Genomic DNA, 23,891 nt, shown 5'->3' with positions numbered 1-23,891 from the left:
GGCCATGGGGGTTCGACAGACCATGGGGGTTCGACAGGCCACGGGGGTTCGGCGGGGCGCCCGGGTTCGGTGGACGGCGGGGGCGAACGGGCGGTGCCGGCCGCGGCTCGGGCGGTGCGCGCGTTCGTGGCGGCCCACGGCCGCGAGCCGACTCTGCTGGTGCGCTCACCGGCCCGGGTCAACCTCATCGGCGAGCACACCGACTACAACGACGGCCTGTGCCTGCCGGTGGCGATCGACCGCGAGCTCTGCATCGCCCTGCGCCGCACCGATGACGTTGCGGCCGGCGCGGATCCTGCCGCCGGTGCGCATCTACGGCTGGTGTCCGAGCAGGACCCGACGCCCGCCGTCATCGAGCTGCCGCCGCCCCCCGCGGACACGCCGCCGTCCGCCCGCGCGACCGGCTGGACCCGGTACGTGCAGGGCGTGGCCGTCCAGCTCGCCGCGTCTGGTCAGCTCGCCGCGTCTGGTCAGCCCGCCGGGGCCGACCTCGTGCCGTGGCAGGGCGCGCTCGCCAGCGACATCCCGCTCGGCGCCGGCCTGTCCTCCTCGGCCGCCCTGGAACTCGCGGTCGCCGTGGCCTGCACCCACCTCGCCGGCTCGGTGCCCGCGCCGACGGAGCTCGCCCGGCTCGCCCAGCGAGCGGAGAACGCCTGGGTCGGCGCCGCCACCGGCCTACTCGACCAGCTCGCCTGCGTCGGGGGGATCGCCGGGCACGCCCTGCGCATCGACTGCCGGACGCTGACCGTCACACCCGTGCCGCTGCCGGCCGGGCTCGCCGTCGTCGTCATCGACACCGGCTCGCGGCGGGAGCTCGTCACGAGTGCCTATGCGGACCGGCGTGCCGAATGTGAGCGGGCCGCGCGGGCGCTGGGGGTGCCGGCGCTGCGCGACCTCGACGCCCTGCCGGCGGACGCCGCGAGCCGCCTCGACCCGGTGGCGCTGCGCCGTGCCCGCTTCGTCATCGCCGAGAACGCGCGAGTCGATGCCGTCGCCGAGGCGCTGACCCGCGGCGACGCCGAGGCGGCCGGCCGGCTGCTACTGGCCGGCCATCGGGGCATCCGGGACGATTTCGAGGTGTCGGGGCCGGAGCTCGACGCGGCTGTGGCCGCGGCCTACGCCGCCCCGGGTTGCTTCGGTGCCCGGATGACCGGAGGCGGGTTCGCGGGTTGCGCGGTGGCTCTGGTGGACCGTGCCCGGCTGGAGGCCTTCACGGAGACCTTCGAACCCGCCTATTTCGCCCGCACCGGCCGCGAAGCAGTGCTACATGTGTGCTCGGCCGTCGCCGGAACCTCGGTCACGGTGCTGCCCGACGAGTAGGTCCTGCCTCCTCGAGGTCGTAGACGATCAACGCCGGGTAGTGGCGGTACCCCCACCCTGCCGCGCCCTACCTCCCTACCTCCCTACCTCCCTACCCGCCTACCTCCCTACCCGCCTACCTCCCTGCCTCCCGCTCGACCCTCGGGTCACGACCCCTCCCTCACAACGGTCTGCAGGTTCCGACCGTGCACAACGCACCGCAAGCGGCCCCCCGGACTCGTCTGGGCTACCCGGCCGGTCGGCCGGGCCGGGCGTTTCGGGACGGCTGCGGCCCGAGTCCGTCCGGCCTGGTCCGCCGGGCGAGTTCGGTCCGGGCAGGTGCCCGGTTCCGGGCGGTCGCGGCACGGTCGGGCGCACCCGGGCGGGTGCGCAAGCCGTCCGGATTCGGACGAACTGCCCTCTGCTGTGCTGTGCTAGCCCGGTATAGGAGTTCTTGACGGGAAGCGGGTTAGCATGACCGCTCTGACCGGGCGGAGACGAGGAGTTGAGAGGACGGTGTCCGTGCTGCGTTGGGCGCGGGTCGGGCTGTCCCGGCGGGGACGGCTGCGGCGCGGAGTCGGGATCGTCGGCGTGGTCGCCGTCGGCCTGGCCACCCTCATCCTCGCGGCGTTGTCGCCGTCGTCATCCGCGTCGGCCACCGCCGCGTCGGTCGCCTCGGCCCCGGCGGCCGCCGCAGGGTCCTCGGCCGGCACTGCCCACCTCACCGGCCCGTCCTCGATAGCCGCCGCACCCGCCGCACCCGCCGCACCCGCCGCACCCGCCGCACCCGCCGCACCCGCCGCACCCGCTGCCCCCACCGCAGTCGCCGCTCCCACCGCAGCCGCCGCGGCCGGTGCGGCCACCGCGGACACGCCCCGGCTACCGGCCGTCGCCTCCGTCGCCGGTCCCCGGCTGCCGGGCGTCGCCCCGCTCCCACCGGCCAGCCCGCCCCCCGCCGACCCCCGATCGGCCGCCGTCTCGCACGCCGGCCGCCTGTCGCCCGCTGGCGGCCTTTCACCTTCGGGCAGCCTTTCGCCGTCCGGTGGCCTTTCACCTTCGGGTGGCCTTTCGCCGTCCGGTGGCCTTTCACCTTCGGGTGGCCTTTCGCCGTCCGGTGGCAGACCGCCCGCTCGCGGCAGCTCACCTGCCGGCGCGGGCTCGCCCGGCGGCACGAGCGCGCATGGCGGCACGAGCGCGCATGGCGGCACGAGCGCGCCCGCTGCCGCCGGTTCGCCCGCGGCCGGGGGCCTGGCCGCGGCCCTGGGCGCGGAGATCTCCGCCGGGCCTTCCGCGTCCGCCGCGCCCTCCCCGGCCGGAACCGGCCCGGCGGCAGCGGCCGCGGACGCCGTGCACCGCCTGGCCTCCGGGCGGACCTACCAACTGCACACCGACGTCCGGCTCTCGCCCACATTCCGCGGCACCGCCCGCCCGCTGGTGATCCTCCTGCACGGCCTGCTCAACAGCCCCGAGAACGTGCGGGAGATGTCGGGGGCGGATCCGTTCGCCGACGCCCATGGCTTCGCCGTCGCCTACGGGGTCGGTGTCCATGAGGCGTGGAACGCCGGCGGCTGCTGCGGCCAGGCCACCACCGACGACGTCGGCTACCTGCGCCAGATCGTCGACGACGCCGCCCGCCACACCCCGGTGGATCGCAGCCGGGTGTACGTGTGGGGTTTCTCCAACGGCGCGATGCTCGCCGCCCGGGTCGCCTGCGAGGCCCCCGACCTCGTCGCCGCGGTCGGCATGGTCGGCGGGCAGGCGCTGGTGTCCTGCCCGACCGTCCCCGTCCGGATGCTGCACATCCATGGCACCGCGGACAGGACCGTGCCCTGGCGCGGCGGCTGGTCGGACTACCTGAAGATGAACCTCCCCGACGGCGAGGCGGAGGCCAGCCGCTTCGCGCCCGGCTCCGAGCTGCAGCACATCCTGTGGGACGGCGGCCATGCCTGGCCGTGGTGGGCCATCGGCGCCCTGTGGGACTTCTCCGCCCCCGCCTCCCTCGACACCCCGGTCATCCCGGACGCCTCGGTCTTCCCGAACGCTTCGGCCATCCCGGACACGCTGGTCGTCCCGGACGCCTCCGGCGCCCGGAGCTCCGACTCCGGTTTGGGTGCCAACTCAGCCCTGGACATCGGCTCCGCCCTGGGCGCCAGCGTCGCCGCGGCGTCACCGGCCGCTCCCGTTGCCGGGCCCTGACCCGGTCCGGGCCCGGTACTCCCGGCCGACCGCCAGGACCAAGGGCGTTAGACCCGCGCCATGTTCCCGGGTGTCACCTCGCGGCTGGACCCGGTTCCGCGGAACCGGATGACCGAGTCCCGCAGGGTCCGGGCGGCGCGATCCGGGCGGCGCGATCTGACCGTCCCGGTCCCGACCGTCCCGGTCCCGACCGTCCCGGTCCCGACCGTCCCGATCTGGGCCGCCCCGATCCGGGTCGCCCCGATCCGGGTCGCCCCGATCTGGGCCGCGGGGTCGGCTCACCGCCCTCTGCGGCCACTGGCCGTGCCACCCACTTAGTGCCTCTCTGCGATCGACCGTGTACAGAATCGTGCCGAGGGTTAGGCACGGTTTTCGGCCGAAAAACCGTGCCGAAGCCTCGGCATGATCTGGCCTCAATCTGGCCGGAGTCCGAGCTGAGGGTGATCGCCTCCGGTCGGCTCAGGGAGCCGACCGGCAGGGTCCGGTCGCATGGCTCCCAGCTGGGGTCGCGGGAGGTCAGCAGCACCCGCCCGGCCTCGGCCGGGAGCAGCCATGCCGGCAGCGCGTCGAGGCCGGGGGCGCCGTCCAGGATGATCATTCAGCGAAGGTCGGTCCGGTCGAGGCGCGCGCGAGGACGGCGGACGGTTCGGCGCGCGCAGGCAGGCCGAGCGCCGGGGCGAACCGGCGCATCGCCGCCGACATCCGCAGAGCCGACATCCGCAGAGCCGACATCCGCAGAGTGGACATCATCCCACCACGCAGAGCAAGCGTGAAGTTACCCCCGCGGTAGGCCCGGGGTCGAAGGCGTCAGCCGAGAAGGGTGTCGATGGCGCGGTAGACGCGTTCCTCGGAGACGGGGTACGGGGTGCGCAGGTTCTGGGCGAACAGGCTCACCCGCAGCTCCTCGAGCATCCAGCGGATGCGGCGGATCTCCTCGCCCGGCTCGCGACCCGCCGGCACCGTCGCCAGCAGCTCCCGGTAGGCCTCCCGCGCCCGTCCGACCGTCGCCGTGTTGATCCGGTCCCGGCCGGGGTCGCGGGGCAGCCGTTCCAGCCGCCGTTCCAGCGCGGTGAGGTAGCGGGCGAGGTCGGCGAGCCGGTCCGCGCCGGTGTCGGTGACGAAACCGCGGTAGATCAACGCGTCGAGCTGCCCGCGGGCGTCGGCGACCGAGGCGGCCAACGCCGGGGCGCGCAGGTCCCGCAGCGCCAGGTCGACCGTGTGGCTGAGCGCGAGGACCTGCTGGACTTCGCGGACGACCGCGAACGACGCCTCGGGCAGGCCGGCGCGCACCGCGGCGAGCAGCGCGGTGAAGCCCGCCTCGTCCCAGGCCGGGCCGCCCGCGGCGGTGATGAGGCGGTCGGCGGCGGCCCGCACGCAGTCGTCGAGCAGGTCGGCGGCGTCGCGGTGCGGGTTGTGGCTCAGGGCCAGCTTCGCCGCGTTGGACAGCCGCCCGTTGAGGCCGCGGATCGGGGAGGCGACGCCGAGCAGCACGAGCCGGCGGGTGCCGGCCCACATCGCCTGGCGCTGCTCGGTCTCGGTGTCGGTGGCCCGGACTGCGACGGTGCTGCCCTCGTCGACCAGCGCCGGGAAGGCCTTGACGACGTGGCCGCCGCGGCGCAGCTCGACGACCCTGGGCAGGCTGCCGACGCCGTCCCAGGACCGCAGCCCGGTCCGTTCGACGCCGTCCGCGGCGGCGGCGACGGCCTCCCGGGTCCGCGGCCGCAGCCGCTGCTTGATCGCGTCGAGGTCCTTGCCCTCGGCGAGCACCGCCCCGCGAGCATCCTCGACCCGGAAGGTGATCCGCAGATGGTCCGGGACGGCGGCCAGCGACCAGGAATCCCGCGGGATCTCCGGACCGCCCATCCGGCGCAGCTCGTGCTCGACCGCGACCAGCAGCGGGGCCTGCCCCGGGGTGAGGTGTGTGAGCACCGCGCGCGCGTAGTTCGGCGCCGGCACGAAGCTGCGCCTGACCACCTTCGGCAGCCCGCGGATCAGCGCGGTCACCAGCTCCTCGCGCAGGCCCGGGACCTGCCACTCGAAGCCCTCGGCGCTCACCTGGTTGAGCACGGGCAACGGAATGTGCACGGTGACCCCGTCGGCCGCCGCCCCCGGCTCGAACTGGTAGCTCAGCGGCAGGGCCAGCTCGCCCAGCCGCCAGACGTCGGGGTAGTCGGTCTCGCGTACGTCGCCCGCGCCCGCCGAGACGAGCAGCGAACGGGGAAAGTCGAGCAGGTCGGGGGAGCCGCGCCGGGCCTTGCGCCACCAGGCGTCGAAGTGCCGGACGGAGACGACGTCGGCCGGGATCCGCTCGGCGTAGAAGCCGAACAGCACCTCGTCGTCGACGACGATGTCGCGCCGGCGCGCCCGGTGCTCCAGCTCCTCGGCGTCGGCGAGCAGCCGCTGGTTGTGCTGGAAGAACTCGTGCCGGGTCTGCCAGTCGCCCTCGACCAGGGCGTGGCGGATGAACAGCTCCCGGCACAGCGCCGGGTCGATCCGGCTGTACTGCACCGGGCGACCGGCGACGATCGGCACCCCGTACAGCGTCACCCGCTCGTCGGCGAGCACCGCCCCCTGCCGGCGGGACCAGCGCGGCTCGCTGTAGCTGCGGTGCACGAGATGTCCGGCCAGCGGCTCGATCCAGTCCGGGTCGATCCGCGCCGCGGTGCGGCCCCACAGCCGCGACGTCTCGACGAGCTCGGCGGCCATCACCCAGGCCGGCGGCCCGGACGGGCGCTGCCGCGGCGCGTCCGGGCCGGTTGCGTCGATGGCGGCGTCCGCTGCGGCGGCGCGGTCGGCCCGGCCCCGGCCGCGGGCCATGGCCGAGCCCGGCCACAGCATGAACCGGCTGCCGCGGGCCCCGGCGTACTCGCGGCGTTCCGGGTCGTACCGGCCGATGTGCGACAACAGGCCCGTGAGCAGTGCCCGGTGCACCGCCCGCGGATCCGCCGCGCCACCTGCGCCGTCCGCGCCTCCCGCGCCAGCTCCGCCACCTGCGCCAGCTCCGCCACCTGCGCCAGCTCCGCCACCTGCGCCAGCTCCGCCACCTGCGCCAGCTCCGCCACCTGCGCCAGCTCCGCCAGCTCCGCCACCTGCGCCAGCTCCGCCACCTGCTCCGTCCCTGCCAGCTCCGCCGCCCTTGCCGTTCCTGCCGCCGGCACCGCGGCTGCCGGCTGTGCCGTCCCTGCCGTCCCTGCCGTCACGGTTGTCACGGAAGGCGCGGTCGCCGGCGCGGGCGTCGGCGTTCAGGCCCAGGCCACGGGCCACGGCGGCGAGCTGGCCGTGGACGTCCTGCCACTCGCGGATGCGCAGGTAGTTGAGGAACTCGGTCCGGCACATCCGCCGGAACTGGTTGGCGGACAGCTCGCCGCGGGCGTCACGCAGGTAGTTCCACAGGTTCAGGTAGGCGAGGAAGTCCGAGGTCGGGTCCGCGAACCGGGCGTGCCGCTCGTCGGCGGCCTGCTGGTGTTCGACCGGACGGTCCCGCGGATCCTGGATGGCCAGCGCCGCCGCGATGACCAGCACCTCCCGCAGGCAGCCCTGCTCGTCGCCGGCGAGAACCATGCGGGCCAGCCGGGGATCCACGGGGATCTGCGCGAGGCGCCGCCCGATTGGGGTGATCCGCCGGCCCGTACCGGTACCGCCCGCCCTGGCAGCGCTCGCGCCGGCCCCGCTCGTTCCGGTACCGCCCTGGACAGGCGCGCCCGCGTCCGTCCCGCTCGCTCCGGTCCCGTCCGGGGCGGGCGCGTCCGCGACGGGCCTGCCTGGTCCGGTGCCGCCCGCGTCGAACGCTCCCAGCTCGGTGAGCAGCAGCTCTCCGTCGCTGATCTGGCGCGGGTCGGGCGGGTCGAGGAAGCCGAAGGTGGCCATGTCGCCCAGCCCGAGATCGGCCATCCGCAGGATCACCGAGGCCAGGTTCGTCCGCAGGATCTCCGGGTCGGTGAACTCGGGCCGGCCGGCGAAGTCCTCCTCGCTGTAGAGCCGGATGCAGATGCCGTCCGCGGTCCGCCCGCACCGGCCCTTGCGCTGGTTCGCCGACGCCTGCGAGACCGGCTCGATCGGCAGGCGCTGCACCTTCGTCCGATGGCTGTAACGGGAGATGCGCGCGGTGCCGGGATCGATGACGTACCGGATGCCGGGGACCGTCAGCGAGGTCTCCGCGACGTTGGTCGCCAGCACCACCCGCCGTCCGGTGTGCGGCTGGAAGACCCGATGTTGCTCGCCGGCGGACAGCCGGGCGTAGAGCGGCACGATCTCCGTGTTCGGCCGCTGCTCGCGGGCAAGCGCCTCGGCGGTGTCCCGAATCTCGCGTTCCCCGCTGAGGAACACCAGGATGTCGCCGGGGCCCTCGGCGCACAGCTCGTCGACCGCGTCGCTGATCGCCTGGGTCTGATCCCGTTCGGGCTCGGCCGGCTGCCCGCGGCGCCCGCCCGGGCCGCTGCCGCCGCTGCCGCTGCCGCCGCTGCCGCTGCCGCCGCTGCTGGCGCGGCCCCGGCCGGTCCCGCGGCCGCCGGCCGGCTCCTCGGCAGGCCGCGCATCCGGTTCGGCCGCGTTCGGGTCGTTCGGGCCGTTCGGGTCGGTGTCGCGGGCGCCTGGCACCAGCGGGCGGTAGCGCACCTCGACCGGGTAGGTGCGTCCGGAGACCTCGATGACGGGCGCGTCGCCGAAGTGCGCGGAGAACCGGGCCGTCTCGATCGTCGCGGAGGTGATGACCACCTTGAGATCGGGCCGGCGGGGGAGCAGTGAGCGCAGGTAGCCGAGGATGAAGTCGATGTTGAGGCTGCGCTCGTGGGCCTCGTCGATGATCAGCGTGTCGTAGCGGCGCAGCGACCGGTCCGAGGAGATCTCGGCCAGCAGGATGCCGTCGGTCATGAGTTTGACGAGGGTGTCGTCGTGCACCTGGTCGGTGAACCGGGTCTGGTAGCCGACGACCCCGCCGGCCTGCGGCGAGGGGGTGCCCAACTCCTCGGCGATGCGGTCGGCGACGGTGCGCGCGGCGATCCGCCGCGGCTGGGTGTGGCCGATCATCCCGCGGACCCCACGACCGAGTTCCAGGCAGATCTTCGGTAGCTGGGTGGTCTTGCCGGAGCCGGTCTCCCCGGCGATGATCACGACCTGATGGTCGCGGATCGCGGCGAGAATCTCGTCCTTGCGCTGCGTCACCGGCAGGATCTCGGGGTAGCTGAGCGCAGGCACGTTCGCCCGCCGGCGGGCGACCCGCGCGGCCGCCCGATCGGTGTCTGCGGCGATGGCGCGCAGAGCGCGCTGGCGGGCGGCGGGCTCACGGGTGCGCCGGGTGTCGGCGAGACGCCGACCGAGCCGGTGGGCGTCGCCGGGTCCCAGCTCCGCCAGCCGGGCGGAGAGCTCACCGACCCGCGGCGTCCCGTCCTGGTCGGCCGGCTCCCGGTCCACGCGGGTGGGGTCCGCGGACGGCGGAGGATTCACTGGCGGTCCTTCCACACGCGGTCAAGCCTAGGGCACCGCGGGCACGCAGCCGCCGGCCCACGAGCGACCGCCGGCGACCGGCTCCCCGATCTCGTGCCCCCGACCTGCTCGGACGTCCCCTTCACGAAGCCGGCAGCGGGAGGCGTCCTTTGCCGGCGGAAGGGGGCACCCGGCCTGTAGCCTGCGACGAGCTCGCCCGGGCGGAACGGGCTTCGGGTCGGAAGTGATGCCAAACCATGACGGAACCGCCAGACGATGACGGAGCCACAGTGGTGCTGCGTGGCACCGGCTCCACCGTCGGGACGGTGGAGGAACGCGAACCCGAGGGTACCGGTCGCCCCGGCAGGGGTGCGGTGGCGCCCGGCGGGCCGGCGGCCGGGGACGGGATTGCCGACACCGCCTTCGGCGCCGCCGCGCTGGAGCTGGGCCGCGCGTCGGTCGAGACGGGCAGTGCCTACCGGGCGCTGGAGCGGGTCATGGCCGCGGTGCTCGTCGCGCTGCGCGCCGTCGCCGTCCTGCTGACCCTGGCCTACCTGCTCGTCTGGCACTGGTACGCCGGCCAGCCGGCGGCGATGGCGGTCGTGCTGCTCAGCGTCGCCTGGGGCGTCGTGTTCTGCGTGGTGGGTCTGCGCCGCGGGGTGGGGCGCCCGCTCGCCGGCACGAGCGTCGCGGTCGCGCTGGCGCTGGCGCTGACGGCCGGGCACTGGCTGCCGCCGCAGTCCGTGGGGGACAGCGGCAACTTCGTGTTCCTGACCGCGATCAACGCGGCGGTCGTCGCGGTCTGGGCCTTCCCGCCCACGTTGGCCGCGCCGAGTGTCTTCCTGCTCGGCGCGGGCACTCTGGCGGGGGGCTGGGGGCACAATCCGCAGGTCATCGTCGAGTCGACGATCCTGGTGCTGGTGCCAGGGCTGCTGGGTCTCGCGATCGGCCGGCTGCGTCAGATCGCCCGCACCGCCGACCGGCGCTGGGCGAACGTCGTGGCCCGCCACCGCGGCGAGACCGCAGTCCACGCGGTCGCCCGGGATCGCCGGGAGCGCGAGCGGATCATTCATGACACGGTCCTCAACACGCTGACCGGGATCGCCTGGGGCGGCGGGCGAGACGTGGCGCTGGCCCGTCGGCGCTGCGCGCAGAGTCTCGCAGCCGTGCAGGGCCTGCTCGACCCGGACGAGGGCGACGAGCCGGCCATCGGCGAACGCCTGGCCGAGGTCGTCCGCAACGCCAACGGTCCGCGGCTGCGGGTCACCTTCGACAACCGCCTGCCCGGCGACAACCGCCTGCCCGGCGGCCACCGCCTGCCCGGCGCGAGCCACCTGCGCGGTGCCGCCCGTGGGGCGACGGGCATCGAGCCGCCCGCCGTCGTCGGTGCCGCGTTCGCGGGCGCGGTCGGTGAGGCGTTGGCGAACGTGGAGCGCCATGCGGGCACCCGGCGGGCGCGGGTCCGCCTCGACGGGGGCGCGGGTGTCGTCACCGTGCAGGTGTCCGACGCCGGCCGCGGTTTCGACCCGGCCCGCGTCGACCCGGCCCGGCTCGGCCTGCGTCGCTCGATCGTCGGTCGGCTCGACGACGTCGCCGGGACGGTCGACATCGTCTCGGCGCCGGGTCGCGGCACCACCGTGCGGCTCCAGTGGCGCACGCCGAGCACGACGCCTGACCTCGCCACCGGTGGCGCCGCCGGCCCCGACGGTCCTGCGGGTTCCGCGGAACCCCAGGCGGCCGCGAGGCCGGCGCGGGGTCGTGGCGGCGGGGTCGCCGCCGACCGGCGGGGGGTCACCGCGATCGCCACCGACCTCGGCGACGCCTACGCCGCCGGGCAGCGGCGCGCCGTCGGCCAGGTCGCCGGGCTCTGGCTCGTCGTCATGCTGGCGCCGTTGGCCGCGACGCTCGGCTGGGTACGGCAGCGCCCGGTCGCCGCGCTGCTGTGGGTGGTCCTCGCGCTGGTGATCGCCGAGACCGCGCGGCGGGTTCGGGACCGGCCGCTGGGCCGCGCCGAATCACTCGTGCTGCTGACGATGACCCTGGCGGCCGCGGTCGTCGGGGCGGCGAACACCCGTGGGCCGGACATCGTGCGGATCGCCAACTGGCCCCTGTTGGTCCTGCCGCTGCTGCTGGCGTTCATCACCGCCTCCCGGCCTCGTCGGGAGTGGATCGTCGCGCTGGTGGCGGCGATCCTGCTGCTGGTCGGTCTGGTTCTCCTGCGGGATCCGGACAACCCGCTGGTGCTCGCCCGGTTGAGCTCGAACGTCTACGGGGTGTGCGGCGTACAGATCGTCACCGCCATGCTCGGCCCGCTGCTGCGTGCCACCGCCGACGCCACGGCGCACACCCTGGCGGCCGAGGCCGAGGTCGCCGCGCGCATCGACGCGTCGCTGATGATCCGCCGCGAGCGCGCCCAGTGGCTGGCTTCCGTGGAGGCGGACGCGCTGCCGCTGCTGGCCGGGATCGCCGACGGCCGGCTCGACCCGCGGGCTGCGGCCGTGCGCAGCCGCTGCGCGGTGCGGGCCGCGGCGATCCGGCGGATGCTGACCGGCGGCGGGCCGTCATCCGCGCTGGCGGATCTGGACCCGGTGCTCGCCGACGCCGAGAACGCGGGGATCAGCGTCGAGATCCAGCTCTCCGGCGATCTGCGCTCGGCCCCGGCGCCGGTGCGCGCGGCGCTGGCCGACCGGGTCGGTGCGCTGCTCGCCGCGGCCGCGGGTGGGCGGGCGATCGTCACGGTGCTGTGGTCGCCCGCCGGGGGCAGTGTCTTCGTCGCCCTGCCCTGGTCGGATCGGGTGCCGCCGCCACCTTGGCCCTGGCCGAACGGTGCCGGTGACGATGCCGCCGGGCCGGCGCCGGGTGCTCCGACGGTGGGCATCGGCGTCGATCTGGACGATCAGTGGCTGAGCCTGGAGCTCACCTGGCCGCCGTCCGCGTGCGCCGACGCCGACAGCGGCACCGGTCTCGACGGCGGCACCGGCACCGTCGTCGGGCCCCAGGGCCGCTGAGCGGCGGCGCGGGCGGCCGGCACCGGGCAGGTGGGGCAGGTGGGCCAGGTGGCGCGGGGCCGGGCCCGGCGCCGACTCAGTACTCGTTGACGATGCGCCGCAGGACGTCCGGGGTGGACGCCGGGGTCGTGCTGTCGACGCTGAGCCGGTTGTAGACCTCCATGTACCGGTCGACGTCCTCGCGCTTGTCCAGATAGGTGGAGCCGGTGAGCTGCTCCAGGTAGACGACGTCGGGCAGGTCCATCTCCGGGAAGCGCAGGATCGTGAACGCGCCGCCCTCGGCCGCGTGGCCGCCGAAGGCGAAGGGCATCACCTGCAGGGTGAGGTTCTGCAACGGCGCGATGTTGATCAGGTGCTCGATCTGCGCCCGCATCACCTTGGGGCCGCCGATGGGCCGGCGCAGCGCTGCCTCGTCAATGACCACCCACAGTCGCGGGGGGCTCTTGCGGTAAAGCAACTTCTGCCGGTTGATCCGGACGCTCACCCGCCGCTCGATCACCTCGACCGGCGCTCCGCCACTACCTTGAGTGATGATGGCTCGCGCATAGTCTTCGGTCTGGAGCAGCCCCGGAATGAACTGCAGCTCGTAGGTGCGGATCAGTTGGGCGGACTCCTCAAGGCCCACGTACGGCTGGAACCAGGTGGGGAGAACGTCGTTGAAGTTCTGCCACCAGCCGGCGGTGTTCGCCTCGCGCACGAGCGCCAGCAAAGGAGCACGCTCAGCTTCGTCCGTGACCTGATAGAAGGTCAGCAGGTCGGCGACATCTCGTTCTTTGAAGCTGACTCGGCCCAGCTCCATCCGGCTGATCTTCGACTCGGAGGCGCGGATGTGGTATCCAGCGGTCTCCCGACTGATGCCCTTCTCCTCGCGAAGTCGACGGAGCTGTGAGCCGAGCAGGATCCGACGCACGGTCGGCCCACTTCCCGGCTGAGCTGTCGTCACGGTCGGCCCCCTCGCCATCGGTCAACGCAAGAGTATGACATCTGATCTTCTGGATCCGGTTATGCGGCTGGTTCTCTTGTCGGGCGACAGCTGCTTGTTTAGCGCAGTGAGGGTTATTTGTATACACGCTCACAGAGAGTGCCGGTGGTCGGTGTCCGCTGGCGTGCCGGTGCAGGTGCCCCCGAAGGTGTGGCCAGAGATCGGTGGTAGCTCCCCGTGAGGTGGGCCTTCCGATCCGTTCCGACGCTGCCCCATGAGGTCGCTCCCACTTCCTCCCGCTCGCACTCGCCTGCTCCCACTCTCTCGTGCCCCCGTCCGACTGCTTGTCCCATGGTCCCCACGTCCGTCCGGTGCGCTGGTCCAGCCTCCCGCCCGGGAGTTGCGGACCGTCGGTCGCCGCCCCGGCCGTGGGGCGGGGATGTCCGCGGTTGCTCGTCGTCTGATTCCACCCGACCGCGGGACCGGGCAGGGCGCCCGACTCCCCACTCGGGCGCATGCGACCGGGTCGACGGCCCGGTCGTGCTCCCCGTGCCGCCCACCGGTGGCGGTCGCCGCGCCGTGCGCCGCCGCGGCGGCCGGAGATGTTCTGACACCGGGACGGTGGATCCGGGATGTGGCCGGCAAGACGCCGTGTGGTGCGACCACCTCCCTGGTGGTCCGGCGATGGGTTCCCATTGCGTTGTCTCTCGTGAGTTCGGAGGCCTCCGGGTCTGGTTGTCGTCGGACGGGGCCTGATGCCCGACGTGTCGGGGCTATGAACTTTTACACCAGCGAGCGTGCCCCCGATCGGCCTCCCTTGGCGCCGGAGTCCGGCGGACCCGCCGCGCTTGCACGCCATTTCCGCAAGTCACGCTCCCTTCTGCGGCCAGGTCCCTTGGCGGGCCGTTACCGGAGCCGCTGGTCGGCTGCGTGATTCACCACTTTGCGGGTTTATTCGGACGATTCGCTACCTCCTTCGGGTCATCTCGGTGAACTCCCGACCAGGAGTGCTAGCGCCACCGGGGGATGCGGCCGCCCGCGAGCGCCCCCGCCGGGCAGCCGCGACCGCGGCGGCCGCATGACCGGTCGCACGTGAGGCCGTGGCGCGCACATGCGACCCGCTTGATGCACGTGCACCTGACCGTGCTGTATCGTGAGCCGAAGTTCGTGCAGGCGCACACGCGGGCACATCGGCGGGGGTTGCGGGGCTGCTCCCGTCCGGCGTGGTCGGCGAGGGGTCCATCGCAGTGCGGCGGTGCGACAGGCGAGCTGCGTGGGTGAGGGCCGTCGTGGCACGGCTACTCGGGGCTTCGGGAGATCGCGTGACCAAGATCTACAGTGGCATGTCTGCGGCGGCGCTGGAGCGCGTGACCTGGCAGAAGAGCCGGCGGAGCAACTCGCAGGGCAACTGCGTCGAGATGGCGAAGCTGCCGGGCGACGAGGTGGCCGTCCGCAACTCCCGGCATCCGAACGGCCCCGCCCTCGTCTACACCCGAGCCGAGATAGAGGCGCTGATACTGGGCGCCAAGGACGGCGATTTCGACAACCTGCTGCAGTAGGCGTCCGCGATCATGGTCCTGCTGACTCCGGTCGTCCCTTCCCGGCAGGCGTGCGCCACGGCCGTGCGGGCTCCACTAGCCCGCAGCCCGCAGCACGCGTGGCTGGCCCAGACGTCCCAACGCGACGTCGTCTCGGCCCCCAACCTGCTGGATCGGACGGACATGCGGCGCAACGAGGCCCGTTCTGTCCCTATCCGCATCGACCCGCCCCTGCGGCCGGCGATCGCCTTCGCGGCGCTTCCGGCCAACCGGACCGGAGACAGCATGCCCCCGCCCGCCACGGAACGGATCTTCAGCTCGGGAGACCTTCCCCTGCTCTCACTGCCGGGTGCCGATGGGCTCATCACCTGCCAGTGGACCCACGAGACCCTCGGAGTGCCCGGCTCTGTGGAGGACGGTGGCGACGCCATCGCCGAGCGCCGGCGGGCTCAGGTGGGATTCGTTCTGGTCGAGCCGGCGTGGTTGGTCCGGGCCGCCGCCGAGCAGGTGCGTTCGCCCGGCGTCGACGCGATCGTGCTGCACGCCCACGCCAGCCCGCCCGGGCGCAGCGCGCTGGCCCTCGCCTTCGCCTCCCATCTGCGCAACGTGCTGCGCCGCCCGGCGCCCGGGCTCGATCCCCGGCTCGGCAACAACGTGGTGACCGCCGGGCTGCGACCGGACCTGGCGGGCTTCAGCGACCTGGTCCGGGTGCCCCACCTGGTGACGATCACCGACGGCACCGGCGCGGTGGCCGACACGATCGTGTGGGAGATCATGACCGGCGGGCAGTTCGACGCCTGGCTCGACGGTGCCCCCCGACCGGACCAGCGGGCCATCGAGGCGCACCTGCCGGGTCTGCTGCGGCTGCGGGGCCTGCACCGGTCGGGCCGGCTGGACCATCGCCGGGCGGGCGCGCTGCTCGACATGCTCGACGGCGGTCAGCTCACGACCCGGCTGATCCACCGGTTCCCCCGGGTCGTGCTCCCGCTGGCCGCGGCGGCCTGACCGGGCCGCCGCCACCGGACTCACCACGGCCGCTCCGCAACGGCGCGGTCGGTCGTGGTGTCCCGCGCGGGCGGCGGCGACGTGGACCGCCGCCGCCCGCGCTACCCACCCGGGCGCGGCTTCTCCACCCACCTCGGCGCAGGCGACGTCGCCCACCTCGGTGCAGGCGGCGTCGCCCACCTGGGCGCGGCGACGCTCCTTGTCCCGGCCGGCGACGCCACCCACCGCGGTCCAGACGACGCGGCGGCGGCGCGCCGGCCGGGACGGCTGCGCGCCGGACCCGGACGGGCGGGCCTGCGCGCGGCGGTGGTGGTCCACCCGGGCCACCCGTCTGGCCCGGGCGGGCGACCCCGGCGGCGGGCCGGGGCCGACGGGGAGCCCGGGCCCCCGCGTCCCGCCGGGGGCCGCGCGGACGGCGCCGCCGGGTGACCCGCCCGGCGCTACCTCACTGTTTCCCCGTGTTCCGCGCCCCGGCCGCGGCACCACCGCGCCGGCCGCGGGCAACCTGTGTCCTTCTGTGTTCCGCCGCTCGCGTGGGGAACCGCCGTGAGCGACGGTTGTTCTGCGGCGCGCCTTCCACCACCCGACGGCCGATCTGGGCCTATGGTCAGGCGCACCGGAACGCCGCTTTATGGGGAGAGTCGCGGATGACCGTATCGCTCGAGGATGCCCGCCGGATCATCGCCGCCGGGGAAAGATATGCGATTCACCTCGGTCAACCGGTTAACATCGCCGTCGTCGACTACGCCGGCATTCTGGTGGCCCATGTCCGGATGGACAACGCCCGCCTGCAGACCGCGGACATCTCGGTCGACCGGGCGTGCGCGGCGCGGGCGTCGGCCGCACCGGCCCGCCTGGTGAACCACACCGGGGGCGAGGGCGCCGCCGCCGGGGCCGGGGCGGGGGACGAGGAGTACGGCGGGTGGGAACGCCCGCCGGTCGAGCCCGGCTCGGGCCTGACCGGCGCGCTGCCCCTGCGGCGGGACGGGATGATCGTCGGCGCCGTCGGGGTCAGCGGCGGCCCCGCACCGCTGGACGAGGCCATCGCCCGAGCCGCCGCCGCCGCGTTCTGATCTCCCGCGTCCCGATCTCCCGCGTCCTGCCCGCCCGCGTCCTGCCCGCCCGCGTTCTGCTCTCCCGCGGTCCTGTTCTCGCGCGTTCTGCTCTCGCGCGTTCTGCTCTCGCGCGTTCTGGTCTCCCCGCGGTCAGGCGTCCGGATCGAGTGCCGAGGCCTCCACATGGCCGAGTGGCCGCCCGGGCGCAACCTCGTCCCGCACGAGCCGCTTGACGGCGGAGGGCTCGGGAAAGCCCTGCTCCCGCCGGTCCCAGAGCACCCGGTCGCCCAGCCGGACGACGAACACCCCGCCCGTCCCCGGCACCAGGCAGACCTCGGCCAGGTCCCCCTCGAAGGTGGTCAGCAGCTCCTGGGCGAGCCAGGCCGCCCGCGGCAGCCACCGGCAGCGGGTGCAGTACTCGATCTTCAAGGTTGGTTTCGCCGCGGCCATCGCCCCATCCTCCCCGCCTCATCCTTCCCGCCCGGCGCGGCGTGGGCCAGCGGGCCGGTGGCGCCGACGGGAGCCCAAACCCGCCCCATCCCGCTCCGGCGAATCTCACAAAATCAACGGAATGGCACCGGAACATGGCGTCCTGGGCCAAGGTTGGTGGAGTGAGCAGCGTCACGGTCCCGGCCGCGGGCCGGCGCCGACCGCGGGGTGGGTCGCGGCGTCGAGCGCGGACGCAGCGCCGCATCCTCGCCGGCCTGCTGGGTGTCGTGGTCGCGCTGGTCGCGGTCGGTTGCCGGGTGTCCAGCGACGAGAAGCCGACGGCCCCGGGCTGCGCGGAGCCGGGCGTCACCCCGGACGCGGTTCGCCTCGGGCTGCTCTACCCCGACACCGGCAACGCGGCGTCGCTGTTCGCTCCGTTCCGCGCCGGCGTCGACGCGCGCCTCGGGGTCGCCGACGCGGCCGGCGGCGTCGGCGGTCGCCAGGTCCACTACACCTGGCGCGACGACGCCTCGAACCCCGCGGGCAACGAGGCCGGTGCCCGCGCGCTGGTCCAGACCGACCGGGTCTTCGGCATCATCGAGTCGACCTCGGTGGCCAGCGGCTCCGCGGCCTACCTGCACGGCGCCCGGGTGCCGGTGACGGGCACCTCACTGGAGGCGGCCTGGACGCAGAACGACAACATGTTCAGCTACTCCAACATGATCTCTGACGGGCCGTCCGTCACCACCTGGGGCGCGTTCGTGGCCGAGCGCGGCGGGCGCACCGCGGTCATCGCGCAGTCGGCGTTCTCGGCGACGTCGATGACGATGGCGGACAAGCTGGCGGTGAGCCTGCGGGCGGCAGGCGTCCGGGTGGTCGGCCGCGTCGACGCGACCGGCCCGATCGACATCCCCGGCATCGGGGAGAAGGTCCGGGCCAGCGGCGCGGACGTCCTGGTCGGCGCGGTCACCGGCGCCGCCTTCGGCCAGGTGGTCGTCGGCGCCCGCGCCGCCCGCGCGAACCTGCGCGTGATCCTGTCGCCCGTCAGCTACGACCAGCGGCTGTTGAAGGTCTTCGGCCCGGTGCTCGCCGGCCTCTACACGTTCGTCGACTACCAGCCGTTCGAGGCGGGCACGCCCGCGCACCAGCGCTTCCTCGCCGGGATGGTCACGTACGCCCCGCAGGTGTCACCGCCGGCCCAGCAGGCCGCCCTGTCCGGCTGGATCTCGGCCGACATGTTCCTGCGGGGCCTCGCCGCGGCCGGGCCGTGCCCGAGCCGGGAGTCGTTCATCCGGGGGCTGCGCGGGCTGAAGGGCTACGACGCCGACGGTCTGCTGCCCGCGCCGATCGATTTTTCCTCGCATTTCGGGCAGATCAACCGCTGCTATACCTTTCTCCAGGTCGCCGCGGACGCGCAGCATTTCGAGCTCGTGCCGCCGGCGCCCCGCTGCGGCGAGGAGATCGGCCAGTAGGGGCCGGCACCGCCGGGGAGTCGTCGGCGGCACGAGCCTCGGCGCACCCACCCCTCGCGGGCCGTCCGCGCACGTCCGGGGCCTGGTGCCGGCGCGCCCGCCGTCCGGGCCGACGCCTGCCCGGGGGGTGTGAGCGGCTCCGCCTCGCCAAGCTGCCCGTGTTGCAGGCGGTCGGACTAGCATCGCTGGGGCGAAGGAAAGACATCGCATTTCGTGGGCCGGTCCACGATCGCTGCCGGTCGTCCCGGTCCGCCGCCCGAGCTTCCGGATGACCTGTACCAGGAGATGCCAGTGAGTTCAACGCCCGTCAACGTCACCGTCACCGGCGCCGCCGGTCAGATCGGCTACGCGCTGCTGTTCCGCATCGCGTCGGGCCAGTTGCTGGGCGCGGACACGCCGGTGAGGCTGCGGCTGCTGGAGATCCCGCAGGCCGTCCGGGCGGCCGAGGGCACCGCCCTCGAGCTCGAGGACAGCGCGTTCCCGCTGCTGGCCGGGGTGGACGTGTTCGACGACGCCAAGCGGGCGTTCGAGGGCACCAACGTCGCCCTGCTCGTCGGCGCCCGCCCGCGGACCAAGGGCATGGAGCGCGGCGACCTGCTGTCCGCCAACGGCGGCATCTTCAAGCCGCAGGGCGAGGCGATCAACAGCGGCGCGGCGGAGGACATCAGGGTCCTGGTCGTCGGCAACCCGGCGAACACGAACGCGCTCATCGCGCAGACGCACGCGCCGGACGTGCCCGCCGAGCGGTTCACCGCCATGACCCGCCTCGACCACAACCGCGCGATCGCGCAGCTGGCGAAGAAGCTCGGCGTTCCCAGCGCCGAGATCCGCAAGATCACCATCTGGGGCAACCACTCGGCCACCCAGTACCCGGACATCTTCCACGCCCAGGTCGGGGGCCGCAGCGGCGCCGAGGCCGTCGGCGACCAGAAGTGGATCGCCGAGGAGTTCATCCCGCGGGTGGCCAAGCGCGGCGCCGAGATCATCGAGGTCCGCGGCGCGTCGTCGGCCGCCTCGGCCGCCTCGGCCGCGATCGACCACGTCTACACCTGGGTCAACGGCACCCCCGAGGGGGACTGGACCTCCGCGGCGATCCCGTCCGACGGTTCCTACGGCGTGCCCGAGGGACTCATCTCCTCGTTCCCGGTCACCGCCGCCGGCGGGAAGTTCGAGATCGTGCAGGGCCTGGAGCTCGACGCCTTCTCCCGGGAGAAGATCGACGCCTCGGTGCGGGAACTCGCCGAGGAGCGCGAGGCCGTCCGCGCGCTCGGCCTGATCTGAGCCCTCCCGGCGAAGCCCCTTCAGACACAGCGCACCAACCGCGGCGCGCGCGGACGGCACTGCACCGTCCGCGCGCCGCCGACGAGGATTCGCGCCGGACCTGTCACGGATGAGACGCATCCGGCCGAGGTCGGCGGTCCCGGGACTACAATGATCGCGGATATCGCGCCGGCCGGCCGAGGCCCGTCGGCGCCCGCCACATCGTGGAACCGGTTCGGGGGACTCGTGACGCAGCGGCTGAGCGAGGGCGAGATCAGGGCGCTGGCCAGTGGGTTTGGCACGCACTACAAGGCGAGACTGCTCCTGGAGCGGGCCGGTCTGTCCCGTGCCCGGGTGCCGGAGCTGTCCGGCTCGCCGTACGACTACTGGTCGGAGATCTCGGGGTTGCTCGAGAACGGTCTGCTCGTCGACGGCCGGGCACGCCTGCTGGCCGCCGCGGCGCAGGAGTTCCCGGCCAGCCCGGTTTTCGCGGCCGGTCAGGGTGGGGCGCCTTCTCTGCTCGGCGCCACTGCGTCACCGGACATCCTTCCGGTGACGCGGGGGCAGGGACGATCGGCGTCGCGCCTGCCGGAGCCCGTCAGCGTGTTCCTCCTCGATGCCCGCCGGTACAGCGGGCGCGGCATGCTCGGCCAGGTCGAGTGGCGGGCGGCGCTGCGGGAGATCGTGGCGACGGCCGTCGCGGGGCTGCGGCTGCCCACGGAGTCGATCCGGCTGCTGCAGGACCGCGGCGACGGCTACCTCGGCGCCGTGCACGGTTCCGTCGCCAAGGTGAGCCTCGCCAGCGACTTCGTCCGCGAGCTGCAGATCGCCCAGCGCGCCTACAACAACGGCCGGGAACCCGACAGTCGGCTGCGGCTGCGGATGTCGCTGCACCACGGCGATGTGATCATCGATGGAACCGGTGCCCCGGGCGACGCCGTCGTGGTTGCCGCCCGGCTGATCGACGCCCCCCAGGTACGCGCCCTGCTGGAGCGCTACCCGGACGCCGACCTGGTCCTCGCGCTGACCCCGGAGTACTACCGCGAGACCGCCGCCGAGTCGCTGCGCGATCTCGACCCGACGAAGTTCCGCGAGATCGACGTGTCCGTCGGTGACAAGTACACCGGCACCGCCTGGGTGACCCTGCCCGGTCATCCCGCGAATCCGCCCCTCGGCGACGACCCCGTCGCCGCACGGTCCCCGGACGTACCCGTCGGCGCGGGTGCGAGCCTGCCGGGCGCCGTCACCCTGCCCGCGAGCGATCCCCGTGGCGACCTCCCACGCCCGGCCGAGCCGCGTGCCGACATGCCACGCCCGGCCGAGCCGCGTGGCATCTCGGAGGGCGAAACCTCGCCTGTTGCGGCCGAGGGGGTCGGGACCACCGCGGCTGCGGCATCGCCGGCCGCCGGGGCACCGGGCCTGCCGGGTGAGGACACGGCGCGCGGCCGGATCGGTGTGCTCCGAGGACGCCGGAAGCGTTCGGGCTCGCCGCCGCCGTTTCCCGGCCGGCGCAGCTGACCCCGGGCCGACCGGCCGGCCCGCCCACCACCCGGATCGCGCCGCGGCGGCCTGGTCATGCGGTGCTCACGGTCACCGTGCCGCCGGTCGCCACCGCGAGGAGCTTGCTCAGCCCACGGCCATAGCTGGTGCTCCCGTCGAAACGGCTCCATTCCGCCAGCGCCGTCATCATGATCCGTAGCTCCGTCGCGGACGCCTCGCCGGTCCGGGCCCGCTCGATCAGGCTGTGCACCCGCGCGGCCCAGGTGAGGGCATCGTTGCCGGCGGCCCGCGCCCGGCGCGCGGCCTCGTCGATGCGGGCGCGACGCAGGATGGGGCGGCCCGTCGCAGTCGGCGCCTCGGCGAGCCGGAGCAACCCGGCGGCCCGCCCGGCGTCGGAGTTGATGCGGCCGTAGGCGGCCAGCGACCGGCGCCACAGCTCCTCGGCCCGGCCCAGGTAGGCCGGGCGGGTCGAGGGGATCGGCGCGCCGTCCGGTCCGCGGCCGAGGGTCTGCGCCCCGCCGTCCGGGAATCCGGCCCAGTCGCCTCGCACCAGGGCCGCGTGCGCGAGCGTCGCGTCGTCGACCCCGCCCGCCGTCTCCACCGCGTCCAGCGCGACGCCGGCCTCGGCCGCCCGGCCCAACCGGAACAGCAGGTCCGCGCGCAGGATCCGGGCGTACGCGCTGGCCTGCTGCACGGGTAGCTCGGCCAGCCGGGCGACGAACGCGTCGGCCATCGTGAGCGCGTCCACCGCCGCCAGCGCCGCGCTTTCGACGCATGCGTCGGGTGCCGCCGCCACGGTCGTCGCCGGGCGTGCCAGCGCGACCACAGCGGCGGGCGTGGACGTCGTGGAGGTCGGGGAGGGCGCTGGCGTCGGGGAGGGCCGAGTCGTCGGCGTAGGGGAACTGGTCGCGGCGAGGGCGGTGGCAGCAGAGCCGGTCGGGTCGAGTGCGGTGTCCGTGCCGGGTGTGGTGTCCGTGCCGGGTTGGCTGGCGGTGTCGGCGTGGCTGGCGGTGTCGGCGTGGGTGGCCGTGTCGGCGTGGGTGGCGATAGCGGCGGGGGTGGCGATGACGGTGGGGGTGATGGTGCCGGTGGGGATGATCGGATCGGTCGGGTTGCTTCGCGCCGGGGCTCGGCCCGTGGCTGGGAGTGCCGCGGTGTTCGTGGTGAGCGGGGAGTCCGGCCCGACCGCGATGGCCACGGGGTTCGTGCTTCTGGGGATCTCCAAGTCCTGGGCGACGGCGGCGTTGCGACCGGCCGCGGCGGCCGGCGAGATCGGGCCGTCCGGCGGCCGGTCGGGTGGCAGCGGGTGGTCGGGCGCGAGCGGCTCGTGGGGAGCCTCCGCTGTGCCCCGGGGTGCCTCCGCGGGTGAGGTGATCCTCGTGGCACGGGTGGCCGTGGACTCGCCGGGGGCCCCGAGGCGCGTTCGGGTGTCGTCGTCGTCGCGCGCAGCGCGCGCTGCGTTCCCGCGTGGGGACGGCGGGTGTCCCGCGACCGATCGGCCGATCGTGGAGCCCCAGCCCAACATGGCGGGAAGGAAGCCGCCGGCACGGGAGCGAGCTCGGGGCCCCGTCCGGTGCAGACCATGGGTGGAGGCGGTGTGCCGCACGAGCCCCGCCGCACCCGTCCAGCCGAGGACCATGGGCAGGGTGTTGAGCCAGGGGGCGGTGTCCCCGCCGGTGCCGCCGGTGGAGGGGGTACCGGCGGCACCGTGTCTTGTGGCGACCGCGTGTGCGCGCCCCTCCCCGGCGGCCGCGGACCGTTGCCTCGCCCCGGTGGTGGGCGCGTGGTTGGCGTGGGGGGAGTGGTTGGCGTGGGGCGCGTGGCTGGAGCCGAGCCTGCGGGCGGTGGGCGTGCCGGGGGTCGGTCGGGTCATGCCGGGAACGGGGACGACCGCGGGCCCGCCCGGGTGGACGTCGCCGGGCGCGGCCGGGGAGCCGGCCGGGAGGGGGGGTCGGGTCTCGGCGGCTGCCTCGGTGCCGGCGATCGACGCTGGTGGGACCGACGCTGGTGGGAACGATGCTGGTGGGAACGATGCTGGTGGGACCGACGCTGGTGGGAACGACGCGGACGGGAACGACGCGGCGAGCAGGCGGGCGCGGGCCATCCGGATCGCGGGGATCACTTCGGCGGCGAGCACGCAGATGACCGCGGTCGTCGGGGCGAGCAGGTCGTGGCGCTGCCGGATGATCGCCTGCGCCGTCCAGGCCGTCAGCGGGCCGTCGGCGCGGGAGCCGGCGGGTGCCGGGTCGCGCACGCGGGGTGGGGCTGCGGACCGGCCGGTCGTGGCCGGCGAGGGCCGTAGGAGGCCCGCGTCGTCCGGGGACCAGTTCCGGTCGAGGGCGAGCGCCGCGAGGTAGAGCGCCTCGTGCACCGCCACGTGGTCGGGGTCGGCGGGGTCGTGCTCGCTCTGGCGCAGCTCACGCAGGGCGCCCTTGGAGCGGCCGGCGGCAACGGCGGTCGCGGCGCGCAGGAGGTGGCGCTCTGTCGGCGGCGGGAAGGGATACCGCACGGGCACCCCGGCGGGTTCGACGCGATGTTGCTCGTGCAGCAGGAGCGCTATGAGGAGCCTTGCTGAGGAAAGCGGCATCGGCGCGGTGTTCCTTCACGGACGACACGGAACCGTATCCGGTTCGGACTGTTCGGACCCGCCGGAAAATCTCGGCGGAGCCATGACAGTACCTAGCATTCCGCCGCCGGGAAATGGCTCGTGGTGGTTCCGTGACGGCCCGGTTGTGGCATCGAATGTATCTCGCGGAAATGGTCGTCGATGCAGCGATGAAACAAGC

Annotated in this window: 15 protein-coding genes; 10 read left to right on the top strand and 5 right to left on the bottom strand. The window is 74.4% G+C overall.

Annotated features, from left to right (window positions below):
• Positions 1-69: 69 nt before the first annotated feature.
• Both galK and FRAAL_RS35645 read left to right on the top strand, forming a co-directional pair.
• Entirely contained in the window at positions 70-1,320 is a 1,251-nt protein-coding gene (galK, locus tag FRAAL_RS24495; protein WP_157892211.1) for a galactokinase, read from the top strand.
• 495 nt (positions 1,321-1,815) lie between these two features.
• Entirely contained in the window at positions 1,816-3,495 is a 1,680-nt protein-coding gene (locus tag FRAAL_RS35645; protein ID WP_257720601.1) for a CE1 family esterase, read from the top strand.
• A gap of 594 nt (positions 3,496-4,089) precedes the next feature.
• Here the strand turns inward: FRAAL_RS35645 and FRAAL_RS33605 are convergent.
• Positions 4,090-4,227: a hypothetical protein gene (locus FRAAL_RS33605; RefSeq protein ID WP_162137491.1), complete on the bottom strand. Its 138-nt coding sequence runs from the start codon at positions 4,225-4,227 to the stop codon at positions 4,090-4,092.
• Positions 4,228-4,302: 75 nt separating this feature from the next.
• Entirely contained in the window at positions 4,303-8,904 is a 4,602-nt protein-coding gene (gene hrpA, locus FRAAL_RS35270) for an ATP-dependent RNA helicase HrpA (protein WP_372667090.1), read from the bottom strand.
• Between the two features lie 269 nt (positions 8,905-9,173).
• Here hrpA and FRAAL_RS24475 point away from each other — a divergent pair, with 269 nt between their 5' ends.
• The gene (locus FRAAL_RS24475; RefSeq protein WP_011606700.1) at positions 9,174-11,924 is read left to right on the top strand and encodes an ATP-binding protein; all 2,751 of its coding nucleotides are present in this window, start codon (positions 9,174-9,176) and stop codon (positions 11,922-11,924) included.
• A gap of 76 nt (positions 11,925-12,000) precedes the next feature.
• On the opposite strand, the gene FRAAL_RS24470 is transcribed toward FRAAL_RS24475, so the two are convergent.
• Positions 12,001-12,867 (bottom strand): Sco1979 family transcriptional regulator, encoded by an 867-nt coding sequence (locus FRAAL_RS24470; protein ID WP_041940965.1) that lies wholly within the window; start codon positions 12,865-12,867, stop codon positions 12,001-12,003.
• Between the two features lie 1,301 nt (positions 12,868-14,168).
• Here FRAAL_RS24470 and FRAAL_RS24465 point away from each other — a divergent pair.
• The 4 genes from FRAAL_RS24465 to FRAAL_RS24450 all read left to right on the top strand — a co-directional run bounded on the left by FRAAL_RS24465 (position 14,169) and on the right by FRAAL_RS24450 (position 16,462).
• Positions 14,169-14,405: a DUF397 domain-containing protein gene (locus FRAAL_RS24465; protein WP_009742485.1), complete on the top strand. Its 237-nt coding sequence runs from the start codon at positions 14,169-14,171 to the stop codon at positions 14,403-14,405.
• Between the two features lie 12 nt (positions 14,406-14,417).
• Positions 14,418-15,389, top strand: a complete 972-nt coding sequence (locus tag FRAAL_RS24460) for a hypothetical protein (protein ID WP_011606697.1) — start codon at positions 14,418-14,420, stop codon at positions 15,387-15,389.
• A gap of 54 nt (positions 15,390-15,443) precedes the next feature.
• Positions 15,444-15,818, top strand: coding sequence for a hypothetical protein (locus tag FRAAL_RS24455; protein ID WP_041939739.1), 375 nt, complete (start codon positions 15,444-15,446; stop codon positions 15,816-15,818).
• A 218-nt stretch (positions 15,819-16,036) separates the two neighbouring features.
• Positions 16,037-16,462 (top strand): heme-binding protein, encoded by a 426-nt coding sequence (locus tag FRAAL_RS24450; RefSeq protein WP_041939738.1) that lies wholly within the window; start codon positions 16,037-16,039, stop codon positions 16,460-16,462.
• 132 nt (positions 16,463-16,594) lie between these two features.
• Here FRAAL_RS24450 and FRAAL_RS24445 read toward each other — a convergent pair whose 3' ends face one another.
• The gene (locus FRAAL_RS24445) at positions 16,595-16,894 is read right to left on the bottom strand and encodes an Rdx family protein (RefSeq protein WP_041939737.1); all 300 of its coding nucleotides are present in this window, start codon (positions 16,892-16,894) and stop codon (positions 16,595-16,597) included.
• Between the two features lie 134 nt (positions 16,895-17,028).
• Here FRAAL_RS24445 and FRAAL_RS24440 point away from each other — a divergent pair, with 134 nt between their 5' ends.
• From FRAAL_RS24440 to FRAAL_RS24430, 3 genes are all read left to right on the top strand, one after another.
• Complete coding sequence (locus tag FRAAL_RS24440) at positions 17,029-18,345, top strand: ABC transporter substrate-binding protein (protein ID WP_041939736.1); 1,317 nt, start codon at positions 17,029-17,031, stop codon at positions 18,343-18,345.
• Between the two features lie 291 nt (positions 18,346-18,636).
• Positions 18,637-19,626 (top strand): malate dehydrogenase, encoded by a 990-nt coding sequence (locus tag FRAAL_RS24435; RefSeq protein WP_011606693.1) that lies wholly within the window; start codon positions 18,637-18,639, stop codon positions 19,624-19,626.
• A gap of 225 nt (positions 19,627-19,851) precedes the next feature.
• Positions 19,852-21,123: an effector-associated domain EAD1-containing protein gene (locus FRAAL_RS24430; RefSeq protein ID WP_041940963.1), complete on the top strand. Its 1,272-nt coding sequence runs from the start codon at positions 19,852-19,854 to the stop codon at positions 21,121-21,123.
• Positions 21,124-21,178: 55 nt separating this feature from the next.
• Here the strand turns inward: FRAAL_RS24430 and FRAAL_RS24425 are convergent, their stop codons facing one another.
• Positions 21,179-23,692 (bottom strand): hypothetical protein, encoded by a 2,514-nt coding sequence (locus FRAAL_RS24425; protein WP_011606691.1) that lies wholly within the window; start codon positions 23,690-23,692, stop codon positions 21,179-21,181.
• Positions 23,693-23,891: the final 199 nt, after the last annotated feature.

Origin of the sequence: Frankia alni ACN14a (assembly GCF_000058485.1) — a bacterium.
Taxonomy (GTDB): Bacteria; Actinomycetota; Actinomycetes; order Frankiales; family Frankiaceae; genus Frankia; species Frankia alni.
The sequence above is the reverse complement of the archived record's forward strand: the minus strand, read 5'-3'. Positions and strand labels throughout refer to the sequence as shown.